The organism is Actinoallomurus purpureus (genome assembly GCF_024055795.1).
Taxonomy (GTDB): domain Bacteria; phylum Actinomycetota; class Actinomycetes; order Streptosporangiales; family Streptosporangiaceae; genus Actinoallomurus; species Actinoallomurus purpureus.
The window spans coordinates 305,990-325,753 of the sequence record NZ_JAMXMY010000006.1 but is presented as its reverse complement, the minus strand read 5'-3'; the positions used below and the strand labels follow the sequence as shown (position 1 = coordinate 325,753).

Genomic DNA, 19,764 nt, shown 5'->3' with positions numbered 1-19,764 from the left:
ATGCACCACTCGTCCACCAAGCGGAGGATCGGGAAGGCCGCGGCACTCGCGTTCGCCGCCGGCACCCTCACCGCGGCCGGTGCGCTCAGCGCCGGCTCGGCGAACGCCATCACCCCCGCCCACGCCGACTTCACCGCCCAGGCGAAGAGCGCGGGCCTCTCCAGCGCCAACGCCAAGGTGCTGCAGACGCGGGTCGACGGCTATCTCGCCAGGTACCACGGCACGCAGATCGCAGCCAACAAGGTCTCCGCGAAGGGCATGTACGTCACCGTCGCTCTTCCCGGCGAGAAGTACGCCCGCACTCTGCCGGACACCTCGGAAGTGCACGCCAACGACGCGTGGCAGGACAAGTGCCTTAATGGCAGCCCGGTCTACAGCGGATGGTTCTGCCTGTACAAGGGCGAGACCTTCCAGGGCGACGTCCTGTCGATGTACACGTGCGGTGACCACGCGATCTCCGGCTGGTACGGCAACGGCTCGTGGGTCAACGACCAGACGCAGAACACCGTCGCTCTGCTCCGGAGCGCCAGCGGGGGCTACAAGTTCTACACCCCTGGCGCGTACTCCTCCTCGTACAGCTTCAACTGGACGCCGGTGGACGTCGTTCACCCCTGCTGATCGAACATGACGGGTGCCGAGCCGACGGCGCTCCGGCGGGTGAGGGACCGAACCGTCACCCGTCGGGCGCCCGTCGCCGGATCATCTGCCGGTGCCGGGCCGGGGCGGCCGGAACGCCGCTCCGGCCCGGCACCGATTCCCGTCTTCGCGGCAGCCGTCCTGCGACACCCGCATCGGCCGCCAATCGTCCCAATCGTACGGACATGACCACATGCGGACATTGCTCGAAATTCAGGCTGACTCCGGCGAAACTGGTGAGTCGAACCATGAGTCATTCGGGGGAATCTCATGCTGCGTGTCCACTTCACGGGGGAAGACCTGTCCCGGACCCTGCTCTCCGCAGGACCGGATCCACTGTGGGACGTCCTCCTCAGCCTGCACCAACTGCCCGGCCACGACGGCGCACTGACATTCGGCCCCTGGCGGCGCCAGGTGCGCGCCGAGCTTCCGCCATCGCTCCGGTGGCTCGGAGGGCTCGCTCCACCGCGCGGATACTCTCCGGACTTCCTGACTCCGGGTGCCGACGGCCTGGAGCATGGGCTCGACCTGATCGCATCGACGCCACTCCGGGTGATCCGCCAAGACCTGCGCATCCTGGCCGTACAGCAGCGGTCGCGCGCTCCGGCCAGGGGCCTCGCCGACGGCTCCGCGGCGGCGATGCGCGGGCTGGTGGACGCCCTTCGCCGCTATCACCAGGTGGCTCTCGCGCCCTTCACACGACGGATCGAGCGGAGCGTGCGCACCGACGTCGCCGCGCGGGGCCGGACGCTGCAGCACGCCGGCATCGAGGGGCTGTTCGTCGGGCTGCACCATCAGGCCCGGTGGCGGCCGCCCGTGCTCGAACTGCCCTATCCGGTCGACCGGGACGTGCGTCTCGAGGGCCGTGGGCTGCGCCTGGTGCCGTCGTTCTTCTGCTGGAAGTATCCGATCGTGCTCCGGGATCCGGAACGGACGCCGGTGCTCGTGTTCCCGCTCGAACGCGACTTCGCCTGGTCCGTCGTGGACCTGAGGTCGGCGTCGCCCCGTTCCCTGGAGGCCCTGCTGGGCCGTACCCGGGCGAGCATCCTGTCCACGGTCGCGACGCGGGCGTGCAGCACGAGCGAGCTGGCCGCCAGGGTCGGTGTGTCCAAGTCCATGGCGAGTCAGCACGCCACCGTCCTGCGCGACGCCGGTCTGATCACGACGCATCGGATCGGCCGGCAGGTGATGCACAGCTCGACCGCCGCCGCGGACACGCTCCTGGAATCGGCGAGCTGACCCCCGCCGACCGATCGGACAGGTCCCCTCGCGTACCGAATGCTCGGTGGAACCGGCCTACCAGGGGCGACATGTCGCGGTTCGCCGCGTCTCCGCCGCGCTTCACCGAGCGTTGCGCCCGTGCCGTCGTCGCCGAAGCCCAGCGAGAGACTCAGCGGGACCAGTAGCCCCCTCTCAGACCTGATGACCGGCGGTAAGCCCGCCTTGCGGCGGGACGGCGAGACCGGACAGTGATTCCTGCGGCAAAAGCCGTGAAGGAATACAAAAACAGGAGTCACTGCCATGACATCAACTCAGACAATCCCGAAGGGCGCCAACGCCCCGATCGCCGCCGCCTCGTTCGACGTCGTGATGACGTGGAACCGGGGGCCGGACGCAAACATCTGCGTTCTCCTCCTCGGGGCGGACGGCAAGGTCCGTTCCGACGAGGACTTCGTGTTCTACAACCAGCCGAGGCACCCCTCCGAGGCCGCCTCGTACACCGGGAAGTCGACGGTCGGCACGATCCGCGACACGTTCCGGATCGACCTCGCGCAGGTCCCCGCGGACGTCGAACGGCTCGTCGTCGGCGCCTCTGTCGACGGCGGCACGTTCGGTCAGCTCGTGGGGCTCGGGCTCACGATGACCGGCGCGGGGAGCGGCGGAGCGGACCTCGTCTTCGAGGTCCCTGACGCCACCACCGAGGCCGCCCTCCTGCTGGGCGAGCTCTATCGCCGCGACGGAGCCTGGAAGGTCCGCGCGGTGGGCCAGGGGTACGACTCCGGGCTGGCCGGCTTCGCCACCGAGTTCGGTGTCGATGTCGGTGCGCCGGAGGCCCCGGCCGACGCCCAGCCCCCGGTCAGCAAGAGAGACAAGCTGATCAAGATGGAGAAGGAGGTCGCGAAGGTCAGCCCGGCACTGCTGAGCATGACCAAAACGGCAGCGTTCAGCCTTCACAAGCGAGGGCTGTCCGAGCACACGGCACGAGTGGGCCTGGTCGTCGACGTGTCCTTCTCCATGAAGTCGGACTTCTCGAAGTACCAGCTGCTCGTGGAGCGCGTGCTGGCCCTCGCGCTGCGGTTCGACGACAACGGCGAGATCGACGTGTGGCTGTTCGATGGTCGCACCATCCACGCCGAGCCGGTCACGCTGGCGAACTACGCGACGTACATCAAGGACGTCGCGAAGCGGTACCAGAACAAGATCTGGGGTGGTACGCAGTACGCCCAGGCCATGTGCAAGGTCCGCGAGCACTACTTCGGCAGCTCGCAGGTGCGCCGCACTCCGCTGGGCGCCCCCGTTCCCGTCTACGTCATGTTCGTGACGGACGGCGGCACGTGGGGTGACATACCGGAAACGGTGGAGCAGGTGCGTTCCAGCTCCTACGAACCGCTGTTCTGGCAGTTCATGGCGATCGGGAGCAAGGTGGACAGCGCCCGACCGCAGAAGTTCAAGAAGGGCTGGAGGCGTCCCGCCGGGCGGCGTGAGTTCGAGCTCCTGGAGGGGCTGGACGATCTCAACAACCGGCACGTGGACAACGCCGACTTCTTCGCCGTCAAGGATCCGGGCACCCTGAAGGATGAGGAGCTCTACGAGCTCCTCATGACCGAGTACCCCGGATGGTTCACCCAGGCACCCGCCAAGGGGCTCCTCCCCGTCGGCGCGTAGCCCGAACCCGGAGCCTCCCGTCTGTTCCAGGCGGGAGGCTTCTCTCTTTCTTACTTGGTCTGGCCCCCAGCGTTGCGCCCGTGCCGTCGTCGCCGGAGGCCCACCATGGGGGCCGGTCGGTCGGGCTCGCGGGTCGACGTGTAAAGGTGTGCCCGCCCCGGGGCGGGGCGCGGGGCGGGCGGCTCGTGGGTCGTGCGGGGACCGGGTGGCCCGCCCCGGAGGGCGGGTCACCCGGGGATTCACGGAGTGGCGTCGGGGTGCACACCGACGACGACGGTGGCGAGGAGGCCGTGAGTGGTCGGTCCCTTGCGCAGCGGCCGGAGGGTGAGGAGGCCGGCCGAGCCACCGTTGCGGTAGATGCCGTCCTCGTCCAGCGTCGTGCGGTGCGTGGTGTTGATCACGTACGGCTGGAGCTTGGCGATCCGCTCGGTGACCTTCTCGTCGAAGAAGAACTGGCCGGTGTGGGCGACGTGGCCGCCGGTGTACTTCCTGCCGACGACCTTGCCGCCGATGTGGACCTTGGCGTGGATGTGGATGGCCCTGCCCATGTACCAGCCGGGGTAGAGCGTGCGGAACTCCACGACGCCGTGCCGGTCGGTGAGCTGGACGCCCCGCAGGAAGGTCAGCTTGTCGGTCGGTTCGGCGTGACCTCCGCCGCCGCCCGGAGGCGGGGAGCCGGGGGGAGGTGCCGTCGGCGTGCCGGTGGGCGGTGTCCCGCCACCCGGGCCGCCGGGGCCGCCGCCGTTCGCGCCGCCGACGCCCATGGCCGTGTAGCCGGAGTACTCGCCGAGCGCGTCGGTGTGCCAGATGTCGAGCGCGGCCCGCGGGATGGGCGCGCAGGTGGTGGCGTCGACGACGACGGCGCGCAGGATGAGGGGCACGCCGTCCTTGTGCTCGGTGATGTCGCGGCGGAAGAGGTCGTAGTCGAGGTAGTAGGGGCCCTCGACCAATTCCGGCGCCAGCACGCAGGCCGGTCGCGGGGCCGAGGGTCGGTGGGCGGTGGAGGCGCCCGCCGTGCTGCCGAGCGCGACGATCCCGGCCGCTCCGAGACTCGCGCCGCCGAGGGCGGTGAGTGCGGCCCGGCGGTTCACCGCGCCGGATTCGGGTGACTGTCCCTGGTTTTCGTGGTCGGTCATGCGTTCGCCACCTTGGGTTGACAACGATGTTGACTACCAGTCGACCCCCGCACCGCGCGACGCTATCGGCGTCGCATGAGGATGGAATGAGAACGATCTGAGAACCATGAGATCTTCGATGCCGGTGCGGGCCACGAACGAATCTCAAGACACCGCGCGACGCCTGTCGATCCGGCGGGGGGACGTTCGTACAGAGGGCGAGAGCCGGCACGGCGCCGGTACCGCGAGAGGAGCACACCCGATGAAGCAGTACATGCTCAGCGTCTACCAGCCCGACGGGGCTCCGCCGCCCTCCGTCGACCTCGAGAAGATCATGAACGAGGTCGAGGCCTGGCGTCAGGAGGTGAAGGACGCCGGCGAGTGGGTCTTCACCGGACGCCTGCACGCTCCGGGCACGGCCACCGTGGTACGGCTCCGCGACGACGAGATGCTCATCACCGACGGCCCGTTCATCGAGGGCAAGGAGCACATCGGCGGCTTCACGATCGTCCAGGTGGCCGATCTGGACGCCGCCCTGGACTGGGCCGAGAAGTTCATCCGCATCGCCGGTCTCCCGGTGGAGGTGCGTCCACTTCTGGACGAAGACTGACATGTCAGCTCCTTCCGCCACCGCGAAGGTCGAGCGGGTCTTCCGCGAGGAGTACGGCCGCGCGGTGGCCGTCCTGGTCCGCGTCTTCGGTGACATCGGCATCGCCGAAGAGGCGATCCAGGACGCCTTCGCCGAGGCGCTGCGGCGCTGGCGGTCCGCCGGTCCGCCTCCGAGCCCGGCAGGGTGGATCATCACGACCGCCCGCAACCGGGCGATCGACCGGCTGCGACGCGAGGCGTCGCGTGCGGACCGGCACGCCCAGGCCGCCCTGCTGCACGCGGCCGACGAACCGCCCGAGGAGGGTCCGGTGCGCGACGACCGGCTGCGTCTCGTCTTCACCTGCTGTCACCCCGCGCTGGCGCCCGCCGCGCGGGTCGCGCTGACGCTCCGGCTGGTGGGCGGGCTCACGACGGCGGAGATCGCCCGCGCCTTCCTCGTCCCCGAGCCGACGATGGCCCAGCGGCTGGTCCGGGCCAAGGGCAAGATCCGCGATGCGCGCATCCCGTACCGGATTCCGAAGGACGCCGACCTGCCGGATCGTCTGAAGGCCGTGCTGGCCGTCGTCTATCTGATCTTCAACGAGGGCTACGTGGCCGGCTCGGGGGACCGGCTGATCCGGGAGGACCTGTGCGCGGAGGCGATCCGCCTCGGGCGGCTTCTGGCCCAGCTGATGCCCGACGAGCCGGAGGTGATGGGCCTGCTCGCGCTGATGCTGCTGATCGAGTCGCGCCGGGCGGCCCGTACCGGCCCCGGCGGCTCCCTCGTCCCGCTGGCCGAGCAGGACCGGGGCCGGTGGGACCGCGACCTGGTCGCCGAGGGCCAGGACCTCGTCCGTCGATGCCTCCGGCGGGACCGGCCGGGGCCGCACCAGATCCAGGCGGCGATCAACGCGGTGCACAGTGACGCGCCGGACGCGGAGGCCACGGACTGGGGGCAGATCCTGCGGCTGTACGACCTTCACCTCGCCCTCGCCCCGAGCCCGATCGTGGCCCTCAACCGCGCCGTCGCCGTGGCCGAGGTGGAGGGACCGGGTCCGGCGCTCGCCCTCGTCGACGGCCTGGACCTGGACCGCCACCACGTCTACCACGCCATCCGCGCCGACCTGCTCCGGCGCCTGGGCCGTACCGCCGAGGCGGCGGAGGCGTACGAGGCGGCGATCACCCGCACCGAGAACACGGTCGAGCGCGACTTCCTGCGGCGCCGCCTCAGGGCGCTCGCGACGTAAGAGCTCGCGCGGAAGGGCCTGCCGGGCTCGCGACGCCCATTCCGCGCGAGCTCCAAGCCGGGCGATTGCGCGCGGCGGGGACGCGCTGCGGCTAAGGTGGGCGACCGTGCGTCTCGTCATCGCCCGCTGCAGCGTCGATTATGCGGGCAAGCTCACCGCCCACCTGCCCCTGGCCACCCGGCTGATCCTCATGAAGTCCGACGGCAGCGTGTCGATCCACGCCGACGACCGCGCGTACAAGCCGCTCAACTGGATGAACCCGCCGTGCTCCCTCAAGGAGGAGGAGGGCCGGTGGACGGTCACGCACGGCAAGTCCGGCGAGCAGCTGATCCTGACGATCGAGGAGATCCTGCACGACTCCCGCCACGAGCTGGGCGTCGACCCGGGCCTGCAGAAGGACGGCGTCGAGGCGCACCTGCAGGAGCTGCTCGCCGAGCACATCACGACGCTGGGCGAGGGCTGGAAGCTCATCCGCCGGGAGTACCCCACCGCGATCGGCCCGGTCGACATCCTGTGCCGCGACCAGACGAGCACGACCGTGGCCGTCGAGATCAAACGGCGCGGCGAGATCGACGGTGTCGAGCAGCTCACCCGCTACCTCGAGCTGCTGAACCGCGATCCGCTGCTGGCACCCGTCCGCGGCATCTTCGCCGCGCAGGAGATCAAGCCGCAGGCGCGGGTGCTCGCCGCGGACCGCGGCATCGACTGCGTCACCCTCGACTACGACGCCCTCCGCGGCATCGAACGGGACGGCACCCTCTTTTAGCGCCGTTTCAACCAATAAACAGATATCGGCGCGAAAAGCGAATGAGCGGGAAGACCCGGCACCGGCCCCTCCCGCTCACTTCAGTGGCGCTTCGTCATGAGACGGTGGCCACGTGGACGTGGTCCTTGTGGCAGTCGGTCACTCCCTTGCACGGGTAGGGGCGCGCCTTCCAGTTACCCCCCGAGTAGATCCGGCTCTGCCAGATCACGTGGTGGAGGGAGTACTTCGAGTGGTGGGCGACGAGCCACTTGACCAGCTTGTTGCCGTCTTTGAGGTTGCCCTGCTTGGCCGGCGAGCCGAGCTTGCCGTAGATGAGGTCACAGGCGCGCCCACTCGGGTGCCAGTTCAGACGGTCGGCAGACTTACACCGGCCGGTCCGATCCCAGTGGTAGCCGCCGGCGCGGGATGCCTTGTCGGCCGCCTTGAACACCGCGCACATCTTCTTCGTGACCTTGTGGGCGGCACCGCATTCGACGTACGTCGGCTTGGCTGCCGCGTCGGCCGTCGTGGCGGCGCCGGCGAACACCGTCGTCATGAGACCGGCCGCAGCGAGAACTGTCGGGATCTTCGTCTTGAGCGTCACGTCAGACCTTTCTGATCGGGCTCTGATCCGTTCGGTTCGATGATGCTGACCTATCCGTTCCAACCACGACAACAGTTTTGAATCACGTCAAAAGAAGTCCAATCACGAACAGAAGGGACTAGACTCCCCAAAAAATGGCAGCCTTAATGCTCCAGGTCGCACGTAGCGATTTCAGATGCGTGCACTTCGGCGAGGATGAGCGGGCCGGCACGGTCTCTGCGGGGATACCTGACAGAGGATGGCAGTCTCCGCTGCGATGCTCCCGGCATGAGCAAGCGAGCAGAAGGCACGTTCGTCCTCGACACGTGGGACGCCGAGAAGCCGTACGACGAGCGGGAGGGCACGGCGCTCACGCGCGTCCACGTTGGGAAGACGTTCAGCGGTGACCTGTCCGGCACCAGCACCGCCGAGCTGATCACGGTGAGCACCGAGGCCGGTCCCGCCGCGTACGTCGGGGTCGAGCGCTTCACGGGCACGCTGAACGGCCGCACGGGGGGCTTCGTCCTCCAGCACAACGCGGGTGGCGAGAACGGCAGGCCCTGGCTGACCTGGAAGATCGTGGAGACGAGCGGAACCGGCGACCTCAAGGGGATCAAGGGCGAAGGGCAGATCACCATCGAGGAGGGCGGCGGCCACTCCTTCTCCCTCGACTACGAGCTCGGCTGAAGCCGGCCTGCCGGCGGGGCGCCGGTCAGCGTTTGTCCCGCTGGCTCTCGGAGAGCGCCCGGGTGATCTTCTGCGCGCCGGCCAGCCGCTGGACCCGGGCGGACAGGCCGGGTGCCAGGGCCGCGAGCCTCACGCCGAGGCGGACGGCCGGCGGCGCGACGTCGACCTCCGCGGCGTCGCGCTCGATGGCGCGGGCGACGGCGCGCGCCACGTCGCCGGGCGTGCGGGTGCCCACACCGGGAGGCAGGGTCACCCCGCTGTCGGCGAACATCCCGGCGTCCCGGATGAATCCCGGGTAGATCGCCGAGACACCGACGCCGTGCGGCCGCAGGTCCTCACGCAGGCCCAGGGCGAGGCCGCGCAGCCCGAACTTGGTCGCGTTGTACAGCGACGCGCCTCCTGTCGCGGTCTTGCCCCCGATCGACGACACGAAGACCAGGTGCCCGCGCCCGCGGGCGGTCATCTGCTCGGCCGCCAGCCGGGCCATGACGAGCGGCACGCGCAGGTTGACGTCGAGCGTCCGGTCGATGTCCTCGAGGGAGAAGCCGGTGAGCGGCCCGGTCGCGGGAAGCCCGGCGTTGGCGACGAGGATGTCCACCTCCCCGGCTTGGTCCAGGAGGCGCTCCGCGCCGTCCCGGTCGGAGAGGTCGGCGACGATCGCCCGGCCGCCGAGCTCGGCGGCGAGCGGTTCGAGTACGTCGGCGCGGCGGCCCGTGAGGACGACCGACGCGCCTCGAGCGGCGAGCTCGCGGGCGATGGCCTGGCCGATGCCTCCGGTCGCCCCGGTCACGAGGGCCTTCGCCCCAGAGATCCTCATGGTTCGCATCCTGTCATGTCAGGACACGGCCTCCACGGGGGCCGCGGCGCAGCGGGCCCGCGCCTCGTCGATCATCCGGTACCGGACGCCGTACCGGAGCGTGCGCACGAGGGCGTGGCCAGCGGCCCGCGTCGCGTACGGGAGGGGCGGGCGTCCGCCGAGGAGGGCGAGCGCCCAGTCCGGGAGCAGGTCGGTCGCGACCCGGGCGAGGAGCGCGCTGGAGATCCGGGTCGCCGGGCCGGCGCCCTTGGGCCTGCGCAGGAACGCGACGGCCTGGAGCACCTCCTCGCTGACGGTGAGCCGGGGGCGCATCGCCGTGAAGTAGTCCTCCGCCTCGGCGAGCGTCCGGGGCGAGTCGCGCGCGCCGAGCATCTCGTTGATCACCGCGTACTCGGCGAAGTACCGGTCGAGGTCGGGCCCGGTGAGCGGGCGCGGGTGGTACGCGACGTGCGCGCGGGCGACGGAGTACGCCTGGGTGATGCCGACCCACAGAATGTCGTCCGGGTCGGTGGCGGAGAAGGTGCGGCCGTCGGGCATCGCGCCCCGCACACGCTGGTGCATCGCCGTGACCGTGGCGGCGAGCCGCTCCGCCACGGGCGTCGAGCCGTACGTCATGCCGAGCACGAACGACGCGGTGAAGCCGAGCCGTTTGATCGGATCCTGGAGGTAGTCGGAGAAGCGGTTCGTCCCGTGGGTGACCGGCTCGTTCAGCGTGCCGAGGATGAGTCCGGACACGCCGCCGAGGACGGCCGAGACGTCGCCGTGGACGTGCCAGATGGCCGAGTCCGGCCCGAACAGCCCCGGATCACCGGGCGGTTCGGTGTACTGCTCCCCCGGCAGGTGCGCGGCGGCCATCATCGCCCAGAACGCGTCGTCGATGGAAATACGCGGATTCATCCGGCCTCCGGCGCTCGGGGGGTGCGGCGACCACGCTACGCCGATTGCACCAAGATACGAAATATGTCTCGTGTGTCGCACCACACGGGACCGGTACTCTGCCAGGCATGCCGCAGGTCACCACCGACGTCCGGGAGCGGATCGTCAACGCCGCCGAGCGTTGCTTCGCGCGGTACGGCGTCGGCAAGACGACGGTGGAGGACATCGCGGCGGCGGCGGGGCTGTCCCGGGCGACCGTCTACCGCAGCTTCGCCGGCGGGCGGGACGAGGTGATCCTCGCCGTCCTCCTCCGTGACATGCGCCGCTTCCTCGACCGCCTGGCCGTGCGGCTCGGCAAGGAGTCCTCGGTCGCCGACGGCATCGTCGAAGGCGTGGTCGACGCGGTCGCGTTCGTGCGCCGCGAGCCGAGGGTGGCCGCCCTGCTCACCCCGGAGGCGGCCGGTCACACCCAGACGGCCGTCGCCGGGGCCTCCGAGAGCGTCCTGCGCCTGTGCGCCGACCGCGTCCGGCCGTACTTCGCGACGGCCCAGCGCGAGCGCCTGCTCCGCGCGGACATCACGGTCGAGGGCACGATCGAGTTCCTCTTCCGGATCATCTCCTCGCTGATCGCCCTGCCCCGCGACGGCGACCCCCGAGACTTCCTGCGCACCTATGTCCTCCCCGCCCTCGTAGAGAGCGAATAATCGATGTCCACCAACGTAAGCGCGGTGCGGTCCTCCGTGCGCCCCAGCCCGGCGTTCCTGTTCGTCCTCGGCCTGTTCGCGCTGTCCGGCCTGGCGGTCTGGCAATACGGCATCAGCCCGGATCGGACCGCCCGGTTGTTCCTGTTCGTGTTCGTCGTCAGCGGGTGGATCGTGTCGCTGTGCCTGCACGAGTTCGGGCACGCGTTCTTCGCCTGGCGCTCCGGTGACCGGAGCGTCGCGACCAACGGCTACCTGACGCTGAACCCGCTGAAGTACGGCGACATCACGCTGAGCTTCCTGCTGCCCGTACTGTTCGTGCTGCTCGGCGGGATCGGCCTGCCGGGCGGCGCCGTCTACATCGACCGCGGGGCGATCCCCGGGAGGATCCGGCACAGCCTGATCTCCGCCGCCGGACCGATCGCCAACCTCATCTTCGCGATCGTCCTCGGCATCGTCATCACCAACCTCGCGAAGGACCCGGCACACCTGCTGTTCTGGACCGGCGCGGCGTTCCTGGCCTTCCTGCAGGTCACCGCCGCCGTGCTGAACCTGCTGCCGGTGCCCGGCCTGGACGGCTTCGGCATCGTCGAGCCCTACCTGCCGCGCAACTGGGTCGCGCAGGCGGACAAGATCGGCGGGTACGCCTTCATGGCGCTGCTCGCTCTGCTGTGGATCCCGGCGGTCAACGAGCAGTTCTTCTCCCTCGTCTACCACCTGACCGACCTGTTCGGCGTCGACCAGAACCTCATCGCCGTCGGACACGAGCTGTTCCGGTTCTGGCAGAGCGTCGACTTCGCGGGCTGAGGCCCCCGTGTCCACCGTTCGGTGGACACGGGAATGACCGGACCACCGATCCCGGACCGGCCAGGTCGCCGGGACGCTGGAGCCATGAACGAGACGGCGGTGCGGGTCCGCGGCCTGCGCAAGCGATACGGCGACGTCGACGCGGTGAACGGCGTCGACCTGGACATCTTCCGCGGTGAGGTCTTCGCCCTGCTCGGCCCCAACGGCGCCGGCAAGAGCACCACGGTCGAGATCCTCGAAGGACACCGGCGGCGGACCGGCGGTGACGTGTCCGTCCTCGGGGTGGACCCCGGAAAGCCGACCCGGGAGTGGCGCGCCCGGCTGGGCATCGTGCTGCAGACCTCGAACGAGCAGCCGGAGCTGAGCGTCCGGGAGATCGTCCGGCACTTCGCGGGCTACTACCCCCGGCCCCGTGACGTCGACGAGGTGATCGAGGCGGTCGGCCTCACCGAGAAGGCCGGGGCGCGGCTGGCGCTCCTGTCCGGCGGCCAGCGCCGGCGGGTCGACGTCGCCCTCGGCATCGTCGGCGGTCCCGAGCTGCTGTTCCTCGACGAGCCGACGACCGGGTTCGACCCGGACGCCCGGCGGCAATTCTGGAAGCTCATCGAAGGGCTGGCGCACGGCGGCACGACGATCCTGCTGACCACCCACTACCTGGACGAGGCCGAGACGCTCGCGGACCGCGTCGGCGTGATCGTCGGCGGCCGGGTCGTCGAGGTCGGCTCGCCGATGGAGCTGGGGGGCCGTGCCAACGCCACGGCGCGCGTCGGCTGGCTCGGTCCCCAGGGCCGGCAGTCCATCGAGACGGACTCCCCCACGCAGGTGGTGGCCGAGCTGAGCCAGAAGTTCGACGGCGAGGTGCCGGAGCTGACCGTCGCCCGTCCCACCCTCGAGGACGTCTACCTCGCCATGATCGGAGCAGACCGATGACCACCCCCGCCCTGCCGTCCACCGCGCGGATCGGGCTGTCCCGGGGAGCCCTGGAACTGAAGGGCTACTTCCGCGAGACGTCGGCCGTGGTCTTCACGCTCGCCATGCCCGTCATCCTGATGCTGATCTTCGGCTCGATCTTCAAGGGAGAGGTCGGCCATACGGGCGTGGACTTCCGGCAGTACTTCGCCGCCGGGATCATCGCCAGCGGCATCATGTCGACGACGTTCGTCAGCCTGGGCGTCTCCATCGCGCAGGAACGCGACGACGGCACGCTCAAGAGGCTGTACGGCACGCCGATGCCCAAGGCGGCGTACTTCATCGGCAAGACGATCTCGGCACTGGTGCTGTCGCTGCTGGAGACCCTCCTCCTGTTCGTGCTCGGGAACGTCCTGTTCGGCCTGAAGCCCCCGAGCACGCCGGAGCGCTGGCTCACGTTCGCGTGGGTCTTCGTGGCCGGGGTGGCCGTCTGCACGCTGCTCGGCATCGCGATCAGCAGCGTGCCGCGTTCGGGCCGGGGCGCGGCGGCCGTGCTCAACCTGCCGTACCTCGTCCTGCAGTTCATCTCCGGCGTCTACTTCACCTTCGGTGACCTGCCCTCGGGCGTGCGGCAGGTGGGCGCGATCTTCCCGCTCAAGTGGATGTGCCAGGGCCTGCGGTCGGCGCTGCTGCCGGACACGCTGCTGGCTGCGGAGCCCGCGCACGCGTGGGAGCACGGGCGCACCGGACTGGTGCTGGCCGCCTGGGGCGTCGCAGGATTGGCGCTGTGCATGACGACCTTCCGCTGGAAACGGCGCCGCGACGGATGACGACCAAGGACGCCTGGGAGTGGGGACTGGGCCGATGGGAGGCGTACTTCGGCCTGGTCCTGGTCTCCACCGTCATCTACGTGCTGGCGACCGAGCCGGTCGGCAGGAGCGCGGTCGCCGCCGCCGTTCTCCTGGCCCTGCTGCCGTGGTACCTGCTCCTCGGCCGGCGGCTCCTCGGGCACGAGCAGGCCGGCCCGATGTCGTACGTCTACATCGGCGGCATGGTCGTGCTGTCCGGTTCGGCCGCGCTGGCTGCCCCGGAGAGCTCGCTGGTCCTGTTCGCGGCGTCCCCGCAGTGCTTCATGCTGGTTCGCTGGCAGGAGAGCCTCGTCGCCCTGATCCTCCTCAACGCCGTCCCGGCGACGCGGTTCCTCGACAGCGACCCCGACGCCGGTTCGATCGCGTCGTTCGTGCTGTGGACGGTCGTGGTCATCGGATTCTCGACGTTCTTCGGGATCTGGATCGAGCGGATCATCGCCCAGAGCACGGACCGCCGGAACCTGATCCAGCAGCTGGAGACGACGCGAGCGGAGCTGGCCGAGGTCAGCCGGGAGGCCGGCGTGATGGCCGAGCGCGAGCGGATGGCCGCGGAGATCCACGACACGCTCGCCCAGGGGTTCACCAGCATCCTGATGCTGCTGCAGGCGGCCGACGCGTATGTCGGCCGTGCACCGGAAGAGGCGCGACGGCAGCTCGGCCTGGCGGCCCGCACCGCGCGGGAGAACCTCGCCGAGGCCCGCGCCCTGGTGGCCGCCCTGCCGCCCGCCCCGCTCGGCGGTTCCTCGCTGGACGAGGCCGTCGGCCGCCTGACGGAACGGATCCGTGAGGAGTTGGGGATGGCGGCGGACTACACGCTGACGGGCGAGCCGCGACGGCTGACCGCCAGGGCGGAGGTCGTGCTGCTGCGCGCCGCCCAGGAGGGCCTGGCCAACGTCCGCAAGCACGCGAAGGCGGACCGGGTCGAGGTGCGCCTGGCGTACGCGGCGGAGTCGGTACGCCTGGAGATACGCGATGATGGCGTCGGTTTCTCCCCCGGAACGGCGCGCGGCTTCGGCCTGCTCGGCATGCGCGAACGCGTCGGCCAGGTCGGCGGCACCCTCGACGTACGGAGCGAGCCGGGCGCGGGAACGGCCGTCGCGGTGGAGGTACCGGCGTGATCAAGGTGTTGCTCGTCGACGACCATCCGGTCGTACGCGAGGGGCTACGCGGCATGCTGTCGGCCGAGGACGACCTGACGGTCGTGGCCGAGGCCGGTGGCGCCGCCGAGGCGGTCGCGGCGGTCCGGGCGCACGAACCGGACGTCGTGCTGATGGACCTGCGGATGCCGGGCGGTGACGGCGTGGAGGCGACCGCGCGGGTGCTCGTCCAGCGCCCGCAGACCCGCGTCGTGGTGCTGACGACGTACGACACGGACGCCGACATCCTCCGCGCGGTCGAGGCGGGCGCCGCCGGATACCTGCTCAAGGACGCCTCGCGGCACGACCTCGCGCAGGCCGTCCGCGCGGCCGCGCGCGGCGAGACGGTGCTGGCCCCCTCGGTGGCCGCGAAGCTGGTGTCGCGGATACGCTCCCCCGTCGAGCTGTCCCGCCGGGAGATCGACGTGCTGCGGCTCGTCGCCCGCGGCCGTACCAACGCCGAGATCGGCCGGGAGTTGCTCATCAGCGAGGCGACGGTCAAGACCCACCTCCTGCGGACGTTCGGCAAGCTGGGGGTCTCCGGCCGGACCGCCGCGGTGACCGCGGCCATCGAACGCGGCATCCTCCCCTCCCCTGGGCGGTGACTTTCGGGCAGACCGCATTGGGACTGCAGACCCTTGACCCCGACGGCGCCGAGCCCCGACAGTTGATCTTCAAAATCCCGCTACCGAGGAGCGCCATGTCCTTCCTGTCCCGGCGCAGGGTCGCGGCCGTCGGCGCGGCCGCCGCCGTCGCCTGCGGCACCCTGGCCGTCGCCACCCCGGCCTATGCCTCATTGCCGCAGCCGATCACCTGTAAGAACAAGAAGTCGGGCGACGTCGCGACGTTCTACATCCACTTCACGCTCGGCAAGAACCGCACCAGGCACGTCAACTACATCACCTACAACATCAAGAAGAAGTACGCGAAGTCGAGGAACAAGAACAACATCTCCTTCAAGGACTACGGCGTCAATCCCACGAAAGAATGGGAGAACAGGGACAACGGCATGGGTGACGGCAAGACCCGCCACCTGCTGACGCCTGCGAAGAAGGATATTTCCTACACCCGCCATCAGCAGAGCATGTACATGTACGTCACCTTCGATCACCCAGGCGACGACCCGTCATGCAGTTCGGGACCGGTCTACTGGTAGTCCGGCGACCACCGGCTGCGCTCGGCCCGCCGTACGCTCGCCCGGGCGCACGGCGGGCCGCGGTTCGCGTTCCGCGCCGTTCCCACGCGGCGCGTAAGCGATAGATTACGGGGAAACCGAACCTCGTTATGGACCGGGTGACGCCGATGACCGCGACTGCGAACGAGAAGACCGCCGAGACGTTCCGTTCCCTGAACCCGGCGACCGGCGAGGTCCTCGGCGAGCACCCGGTCCACGACGAGGCCGCAGTGAACGCCGCCGTCGAGCGCGCCCGCGTCGCCTCGGTGTGGTGGGCGGACCTCGGCTGGAAGGAGCGCCGGGCCCGGCTGCTCAACATCAAGGGCGCCCTGACCCGCGCGCTGAACCGCGTGGCGGCCGCGATCCACCAGGAGACCGGCAAGCCGGTGGCCGACGCCCAGCTCGAGACGGTGCTGGCGATCACGCACCTGGACTGGGCGGCGCGTAACGCTCAGAAGGTCCTCGGCCCGCGCGGCGTCTTCCCGGGCCTCGTCGCGATCAACCAGAAGTGCGTCCTGGAGTACCAGCCGCTCGGCGTCGTCGGCGTGATCGGGCCGTGGAACTACCCACTCTTCACCCCCGTCGGCTCGATCGCGTACGCGCTGGCGGCGGGCAACGCGGTCGTCTTCAAACCCTCGGAGTACACCCCCGGCGTCGGCCTGCTGCTCGCCGAGATCGTCTCCGAGGTCATCCCGGAGCAGCCGGTGTTCCAGGTCGTGACCGGCCTGGGCGAGACCGGCGCGGCGCTCACCCGCGGTGCCGTCGACAAGATCGCCTTCACCGGGTCCGCGCCCACCGCGCGGAAGGTCATGGCGGCCTGCGCCGAGCGCCTCACCCCCATCGTCGCCGAGTGCGGCGGCAAGGACGCGTTCATCGTCGACGCCGACGCCGACCTCGACGAAGCCGCCGAGGCGGCGCTGTGGGGCGCGATGTCCAACGCGGGCCAGACCTGCGCCGGTGTCGAGCGGGTGTACGTCATCGACGGTGTCTACGACGATTTCGTCGCCAAGCTGACCGAACAGGCCAGGACGCTGCGGCCCGGCGAGGACCGCACCGCCGCGTACGGCCCGATCACCATGCCCGGCCAGCTCGACGTCATCAAGCGGCACGTCGACGACGCCCTGGCACGGGGCGGCCGGGCGATCGTCGGCGGCGCCGACGCGGTGAAGGAACCCTACGTCGAACCGGTGATCCTCGTGGACGTTCCGGACGACGCCCCCGCGGTCCGCGAGGAGACCTTCGGCCCGACCATCACCGTGCACCGGGTCAAGTCCATGGACGAGGCCGTCACCCGCGCCAACGCCACCCCGTACGCCCTGGCGGGCGCGATCTACTCCCGGAGCCGCTCGACGGCCATGGACACGGCGCGCCGGCTCCGCAGCGGCATGACCTCGATCAACGCCGTGATCGCCTTCGCGGCCGTCCCGGCCCTGCCGTTCGGCGGGGTGGGCGACTCCGGCTTCGGCCGCATCCACGGCGCCGACGGCCTGCGGGAGTTCGCCCGCGCCAAGGCCATCACCCGGCAGCGGTTCGCCGCGCCGATGAACCTCACGTCGTTCAAGCGCACCGACAAGGACATGGCCAAGCTGCTGCAGCTCGTCGGCCTGCTGCACGGCCGCCGCTACCGCTGACCAAGCGCGCGTGCGGCCGGCACCGCGCCGGCGCTACCGCTGACCGGGGCGCGGGAGCGGCCGGCCGCTCCCGCGCGCCGCTCACCAGTCGTGCATGCCGCCGTCCGGCAGCCGCGCGACCGGCAGGTACTTCGGGTCGTAGGGGTATCGCCGCGCGGCCTCCTCGTCGACCTCGACGCCGAGCCCCGGCCGGTCCGACAGCCACAGCATCCCGCTCTCGTACCGGTAGCCCCAGTCGAAGACCTCGCCGGCCGGGTCGCGGTGGCCCATGTACTCCTGGATCCCGAAGTTCGGGATGGCCAGGTCGAGATGCAGGTTGGCGGCCAGGCCGACCGGTGAGACGTCGCCCGGGCCGTGTGAGCCGGAGCGGACGCCGTACAGGTCGGCCAGGTCCATGATCCGGCGTACGTGGGAGATGCCGCCCGCGTGCGCGACGGACGTCCGGATGTAGTCGATGAGCCGTTCGGTGATCAGCTGCCGGCAGTCCCAGATGGTGTTGAAGACCTCGCCGACCGCCAGCGGCGTGACCGTGTGCGAGCGGATGAGGCGGAACGCCTCCTGGTCCTCGGCCGGGGTGGCGTCCTCCAGCCAGAACATGCGGTACGGCTCCAGCGCGCCGCCGAGCCGGGCCGCCTCGATCGGGGTCAGCCGGTGATGCGCGTCGTGCAGCAGGTGGAAGCCGTATCCGAACTCCTCGCGGACCCGCTTCATCAGGGTCGGGACGAAGTCGAGGTACGCGGCGGTGTTCCAGGTCTCCTCCCGGGGCAGCGCGCCGGACGCGGGCTCGTAGATCTGCGAGCCGGTGTGCATCCCGTACGTGGAGTCCATCCCGGGGATCTTGGCCTGCACGCGAACGGCGGTGTAGCCGAGCTCGAGGTGCCGCGCGACGTCGGCGAGGAGGTCGTCGACGTCGACGCCGCTGGCGTGCCCGTACACGGTGAGCGCCTCCCGTGCCCTGCCGCCGAGCAGCTGGTACACCGGCAGGCCCGCGGCCTTGCCCTTGATGTCCCACAGTGCCTGGTCGACCGCTGAGATCGCGGTCATCGTGACCGGGCCGCGCCGCCAGTACGCGCCCTTGTAGAGGTACTGCCAGGTGTCGCCGATCCGGGAGGCGTCGCGGCCGGCCAGCAGCGGCAGCACGTGCTCGCTCAGGTAGGCGGCGACGGCCAGCTCGCGTCCGTTCAGGGTCGCGTCGCCGTACCCGACGATGCCGTCGTCGGTCGTCAGTCTGAGGGTGACGTAGTTGCGTCCCGGCGCGGTGACGATGACCGCGGCGTCAGTGATCTTCATGTGCCCTCCGGGGCGACCAGCAGCTTCATCGCGGTCCCCGCCCGCAGCCGCTCGACCGCCTTCGCGGCGTCGCGCAGCGGCACGACCTCGGTCACGAAACGGGAGACGTCGACGCGGCCGGTCGCGATCAGCTCGATCGCGGCCAGGATGTCCGGGCGGGTGTAGATCCGCGTGCCGACGAGGGTGAGCTCGGCGAACATGATCGACAGTAGGGCCGTCCGCTGCGGCGCCGGCGGGTACGCCCCGACGAGGACGATGCGCCCGCCCGGCCGCGCCCATGACGTGATCTCGGGTGCCGCCGCCGGGTGCCCGGTCGCGTCGAAGACGACGTCGGCCGTCGGGGTGGCGCCGCCGTCCACGACGGTCAGGCCGAGCGCCGCCGCCTGCTCCCGCCGGAACGCCGACGGCTCGGACACGGTCACCTCGACGGCCCCGGCCATCCTGGCCAGCAGGCCGACGATGCAGCCGATCGGCCCCGCCCCGATGACGTGCACGCGGTCACCGAGACGCACCTCACCACGCCGGACGGCCCGTACGCCGACGGCGAGGGGCTCCACCAGTGCGGCGTCGGCGAGCGGCATCCCGGGCGGCAGCGGGTACAGCCCGTAGTCGGGCACCACGACCTCGGGGCAGGCGGCTCCGGGGTAGTCGATGCCGACCGACGTGAGGGACTGGCAGATGTTCACCCGGCCGCGCGTACAGGCGTCGCAGACGCCGCAGTGCACCATCGGATTGACGAACACGGGCGTGCCCGCCTCCAGCCCGGCGGCCGGTTCGTCGAGCGTGCCGGCGAACTCGTGCCCGATCACGATGCCCGGCTGCGCCCGGATGTGCTCACCGGCCAGGATGTGCAGGTCGCTGCCGCACAGCCCGGCGTACCCGACGCGGACCCGTGACCAGCCCTCGCGCGCCGCCGGACGCGGCACGTCGACGACGGCCGCCTCGCTCCCACCCCGCCAGATCAACGCCGGAAGTGTGGCCATGTGTCCTCCATGTTGAATTGCGCTCGCTTCGCGAGCGCGGTTCGCGGCGCCCAATGCGCCGTCTTCCCTCGTCGCTCCGGTCGC

Annotated in this window: 21 protein-coding genes; 15 read left to right on the top strand and 6 right to left on the bottom strand. The window is 70.5% G+C overall.

Annotation, left to right across the window (positions count from 1 at the left end; translation table 11 throughout):
• The 3 genes from NE236_RS14625 (at nucleotide 1) to NE236_RS14615 (ending at nucleotide 3,522) form a co-directional block, all read left to right on the top strand.
• Complete coding sequence (locus tag NE236_RS14625; RefSeq protein WP_252842495.1) at nucleotides 1-618, top strand: hypothetical protein; 618 nt, start codon at nucleotides 1-3, stop codon at nucleotides 616-618.
• Between the two features lie 288 nt (nucleotides 619-906).
• On the top strand, nucleotides 907-1,875 hold the full coding sequence (locus NE236_RS14620; protein WP_252842494.1) for an ArsR/SmtB family transcription factor: 969 nt from the start codon (nucleotides 907-909) through the stop codon (nucleotides 1,873-1,875).
• Between the two features lie 282 nt (nucleotides 1,876-2,157).
• Nucleotides 2,158-3,522: a VWA domain-containing protein gene (locus NE236_RS14615; RefSeq protein WP_252842493.1), complete on the top strand. Its 1,365-nt coding sequence runs from the start codon at nucleotides 2,158-2,160 to the stop codon at nucleotides 3,520-3,522.
• A gap of 239 nt (nucleotides 3,523-3,761) precedes the next feature.
• On the opposite strand, the gene NE236_RS14610 is transcribed toward NE236_RS14615, so the two are convergent.
• Nucleotides 3,762-4,658: an intradiol ring-cleavage dioxygenase gene (locus NE236_RS14610; RefSeq protein WP_252842492.1), complete on the bottom strand. Its 897-nt coding sequence runs from the start codon at nucleotides 4,656-4,658 to the stop codon at nucleotides 3,762-3,764.
• Between the two features lie 241 nt (nucleotides 4,659-4,899).
• Here NE236_RS14610 and NE236_RS14605 point away from each other — a divergent pair, with 241 nt between their 5' ends.
• From NE236_RS14605 to nucS, 3 genes are all read left to right on the top strand, one after another.
• Complete coding sequence (locus tag NE236_RS14605; RefSeq protein ID WP_252842491.1) at nucleotides 4,900-5,247, top strand: YciI family protein; 348 nt, start codon at nucleotides 4,900-4,902, stop codon at nucleotides 5,245-5,247.
• A 1-nt stretch (nucleotide 5,248) separates the two neighbouring features.
• A complete protein-coding gene (locus tag NE236_RS14600) occupies nucleotides 5,249-6,472 on the top strand; it encodes an RNA polymerase sigma factor (RefSeq protein ID WP_252842490.1) in 1,224 nt (407 codons plus the stop codon).
• A 106-nt stretch (nucleotides 6,473-6,578) separates the two neighbouring features.
• On the top strand, nucleotides 6,579-7,238 hold the full coding sequence (gene nucS / locus NE236_RS14595) for an endonuclease NucS (RefSeq protein ID WP_252842489.1): 660 nt from the start codon (nucleotides 6,579-6,581) through the stop codon (nucleotides 7,236-7,238).
• Between the two features lie 94 nt (nucleotides 7,239-7,332).
• On the opposite strand, the gene NE236_RS14590 is transcribed toward nucS, so the two are convergent.
• Nucleotides 7,333-7,821, bottom strand: coding sequence for a VldE C-terminal domain-containing protein (locus tag NE236_RS14590; RefSeq protein ID WP_252842488.1), 489 nt, complete (start codon nucleotides 7,819-7,821; stop codon nucleotides 7,333-7,335).
• Between the two features lie 267 nt (nucleotides 7,822-8,088).
• Between NE236_RS14590 and NE236_RS14585 the strand changes: the two genes are divergently transcribed.
• The gene (locus NE236_RS14585; protein WP_252842487.1) at nucleotides 8,089-8,487 is read left to right on the top strand and encodes a DUF3224 domain-containing protein; all 399 of its coding nucleotides are present in this window, start codon (nucleotides 8,089-8,091) and stop codon (nucleotides 8,485-8,487) included.
• Nucleotides 8,488-8,512: 25 nt separating this feature from the next.
• On the opposite strand, the gene NE236_RS14580 is transcribed toward NE236_RS14585, so the two are convergent.
• Together NE236_RS14580 and NE236_RS14575 are read right to left on the bottom strand one after the other, a co-directional pair.
• Nucleotides 8,513-9,304, bottom strand: a complete 792-nt coding sequence (locus NE236_RS14580) for an SDR family NAD(P)-dependent oxidoreductase (protein WP_252842486.1) — start codon at nucleotides 9,302-9,304, stop codon at nucleotides 8,513-8,515.
• A gap of 18 nt (nucleotides 9,305-9,322) precedes the next feature.
• Entirely contained in the window at nucleotides 9,323-10,201 is an 879-nt protein-coding gene (locus tag NE236_RS14575; protein ID WP_252842485.1) for an oxygenase MpaB family protein, read from the bottom strand.
• A 107-nt stretch (nucleotides 10,202-10,308) separates the two neighbouring features.
• Here NE236_RS14575 and NE236_RS14570 point away from each other — a divergent pair, with 107 nt between their 5' ends.
• The 8 genes from NE236_RS14570 (at nucleotide 10,309) to NE236_RS14535 (ending at nucleotide 17,407) form a co-directional block, all read left to right on the top strand.
• Nucleotides 10,309-10,884, top strand: coding sequence for a TetR/AcrR family transcriptional regulator (locus NE236_RS14570; protein ID WP_252842484.1), 576 nt, complete (start codon nucleotides 10,309-10,311; stop codon nucleotides 10,882-10,884).
• A 3-nt stretch (nucleotides 10,885-10,887) separates the two neighbouring features.
• On the top strand, nucleotides 10,888-11,688 hold the full coding sequence (locus NE236_RS14565; RefSeq protein WP_252842483.1) for a site-2 protease family protein: 801 nt from the start codon (nucleotides 10,888-10,890) through the stop codon (nucleotides 11,686-11,688).
• A gap of 84 nt (nucleotides 11,689-11,772) precedes the next feature.
• A complete protein-coding gene (locus NE236_RS14560) occupies nucleotides 11,773-12,618 on the top strand; it encodes an ABC transporter ATP-binding protein (protein ID WP_252842482.1) in 846 nt (281 codons plus the stop codon).
• Complete coding sequence (locus NE236_RS14555) at nucleotides 12,615-13,427, top strand: ABC transporter permease (RefSeq protein WP_252842481.1); 813 nt, start codon at nucleotides 12,615-12,617, stop codon at nucleotides 13,425-13,427. The genes NE236_RS14560 and NE236_RS14555 overlap by 4 nt, the downstream gene beginning before the upstream one ends.
• Nucleotides 13,385-14,584, top strand: a complete 1,200-nt coding sequence (locus NE236_RS44490; protein WP_252842480.1) for a sensor histidine kinase — start codon at nucleotides 13,385-13,387, stop codon at nucleotides 14,582-14,584. The genes NE236_RS14555 and NE236_RS44490 overlap by 43 nt, the downstream gene beginning before the upstream one ends.
• Nucleotides 14,581-15,207 (top strand): response regulator, encoded by a 627-nt coding sequence (locus tag NE236_RS14545; protein WP_252842479.1) that lies wholly within the window; start codon nucleotides 14,581-14,583, stop codon nucleotides 15,205-15,207. Before NE236_RS44490 ends, NE236_RS14545 begins: the two co-directional genes overlap by 4 nt.
• A 95-nt stretch (nucleotides 15,208-15,302) precedes the next feature.
• Complete coding sequence (locus NE236_RS14540) at nucleotides 15,303-15,758, top strand: hypothetical protein (RefSeq protein ID WP_252842478.1); 456 nt, start codon at nucleotides 15,303-15,305, stop codon at nucleotides 15,756-15,758.
• 146 nt (nucleotides 15,759-15,904) lie between these two features.
• Nucleotides 15,905-17,407: an aldehyde dehydrogenase family protein gene (locus NE236_RS14535; RefSeq protein WP_252842477.1), complete on the top strand. Its 1,503-nt coding sequence runs from the start codon at nucleotides 15,905-15,907 to the stop codon at nucleotides 17,405-17,407.
• A gap of 81 nt (nucleotides 17,408-17,488) precedes the next feature.
• On the opposite strand, the gene manD is transcribed toward NE236_RS14535, so the two are convergent.
• Nucleotides 17,489-18,697, bottom strand: coding sequence for a D-mannonate dehydratase ManD (gene manD, locus NE236_RS14530; RefSeq protein WP_252842476.1), 1,209 nt, complete (start codon nucleotides 18,695-18,697; stop codon nucleotides 17,489-17,491).
• Nucleotides 18,694-19,680 carry a zinc-dependent alcohol dehydrogenase gene (locus tag NE236_RS14525; protein ID WP_252842475.1) on the bottom strand — a complete coding sequence of 329 codons (987 nt, stop codon included), beginning with the start codon at nucleotides 19,678-19,680 and terminating at the stop codon, nucleotides 18,694-18,696. Before NE236_RS14525 ends, manD begins: the two co-directional genes overlap by 4 nt.
• Nucleotides 19,681-19,764: the final 84 nt, after the last annotated feature.

Bases quoted from the DNA above. Each gene is read 5' to 3' on its own strand.
- NE236_RS14585 (WP_252842487.1), top strand. From the start codon at position 8,089: ATGAGCAAGCGAGCAGAAGGCACGTTCGTCCTCGACACGTGGGACGCC.
- NE236_RS14565 (WP_252842483.1), top strand. From the start codon at position 10,888: ATGTCCACCAACGTAAGCGCGGTGCGGTCCTCCGTGCGCCCCAGCCCG.
- NE236_RS14615 (WP_252842493.1), top strand. From the start codon at position 2,158: ATGACATCAACTCAGACAATCCCGAAGGGCGCCAACGCCCCGATCGCC.
- NE236_RS14600 (WP_252842490.1), top strand. From the start codon at position 5,249: ATGTCAGCTCCTTCCGCCACCGCGAAGGTCGAGCGGGTCTTCCGCGAG.
- manD (WP_252842476.1), bottom strand. From the start codon at position 18,697: ATGAAGATCACTGACGCCGCGGTCATCGTCACCGCGCCGGGACGCAAC.
- NE236_RS14540 (WP_252842478.1), top strand. From the start codon at position 15,303: ATGTCCTTCCTGTCCCGGCGCAGGGTCGCGGCCGTCGGCGCGGCCGCC.
- NE236_RS14605 (WP_252842491.1), top strand. From the start codon at position 4,900: ATGAAGCAGTACATGCTCAGCGTCTACCAGCCCGACGGGGCTCCGCCG.
- NE236_RS14555 (WP_252842481.1), top strand. From the start codon at position 12,615: ATGACCACCCCCGCCCTGCCGTCCACCGCGCGGATCGGGCTGTCCCGG.
- NE236_RS14620 (WP_252842494.1), top strand. From the start codon at position 907: ATGCTGCGTGTCCACTTCACGGGGGAAGACCTGTCCCGGACCCTGCTC.
- NE236_RS14625 (WP_252842495.1), top strand. From the start codon at position 1: ATGCACCACTCGTCCACCAAGCGGAGGATCGGGAAGGCCGCGGCACTC.
- NE236_RS14525 (WP_252842475.1), bottom strand. From the start codon at position 19,680: ATGGCCACACTTCCGGCGTTGATCTGGCGGGGTGGGAGCGAGGCGGCC.
- NE236_RS14570 (WP_252842484.1), top strand. From the start codon at position 10,309: ATGCCGCAGGTCACCACCGACGTCCGGGAGCGGATCGTCAACGCCGCC.
- NE236_RS14610 (WP_252842492.1), bottom strand. From the start codon at position 4,658: ATGACCGACCACGAAAACCAGGGACAGTCACCCGAATCCGGCGCGGTG.
- NE236_RS14560 (WP_252842482.1), top strand. From the start codon at position 11,773: ATGAACGAGACGGCGGTGCGGGTCCGCGGCCTGCGCAAGCGATACGGC.
- NE236_RS14575 (WP_252842485.1), bottom strand. From the start codon at position 10,201: ATGAATCCGCGTATTTCCATCGACGACGCGTTCTGGGCGATGATGGCC.
- NE236_RS14580 (WP_252842486.1), bottom strand. From the start codon at position 9,304: ATGAGGATCTCTGGGGCGAAGGCCCTCGTGACCGGGGCGACCGGAGGC.
- NE236_RS14535 (WP_252842477.1), top strand. From the start codon at position 15,905: ATGACCGCGACTGCGAACGAGAAGACCGCCGAGACGTTCCGTTCCCTG.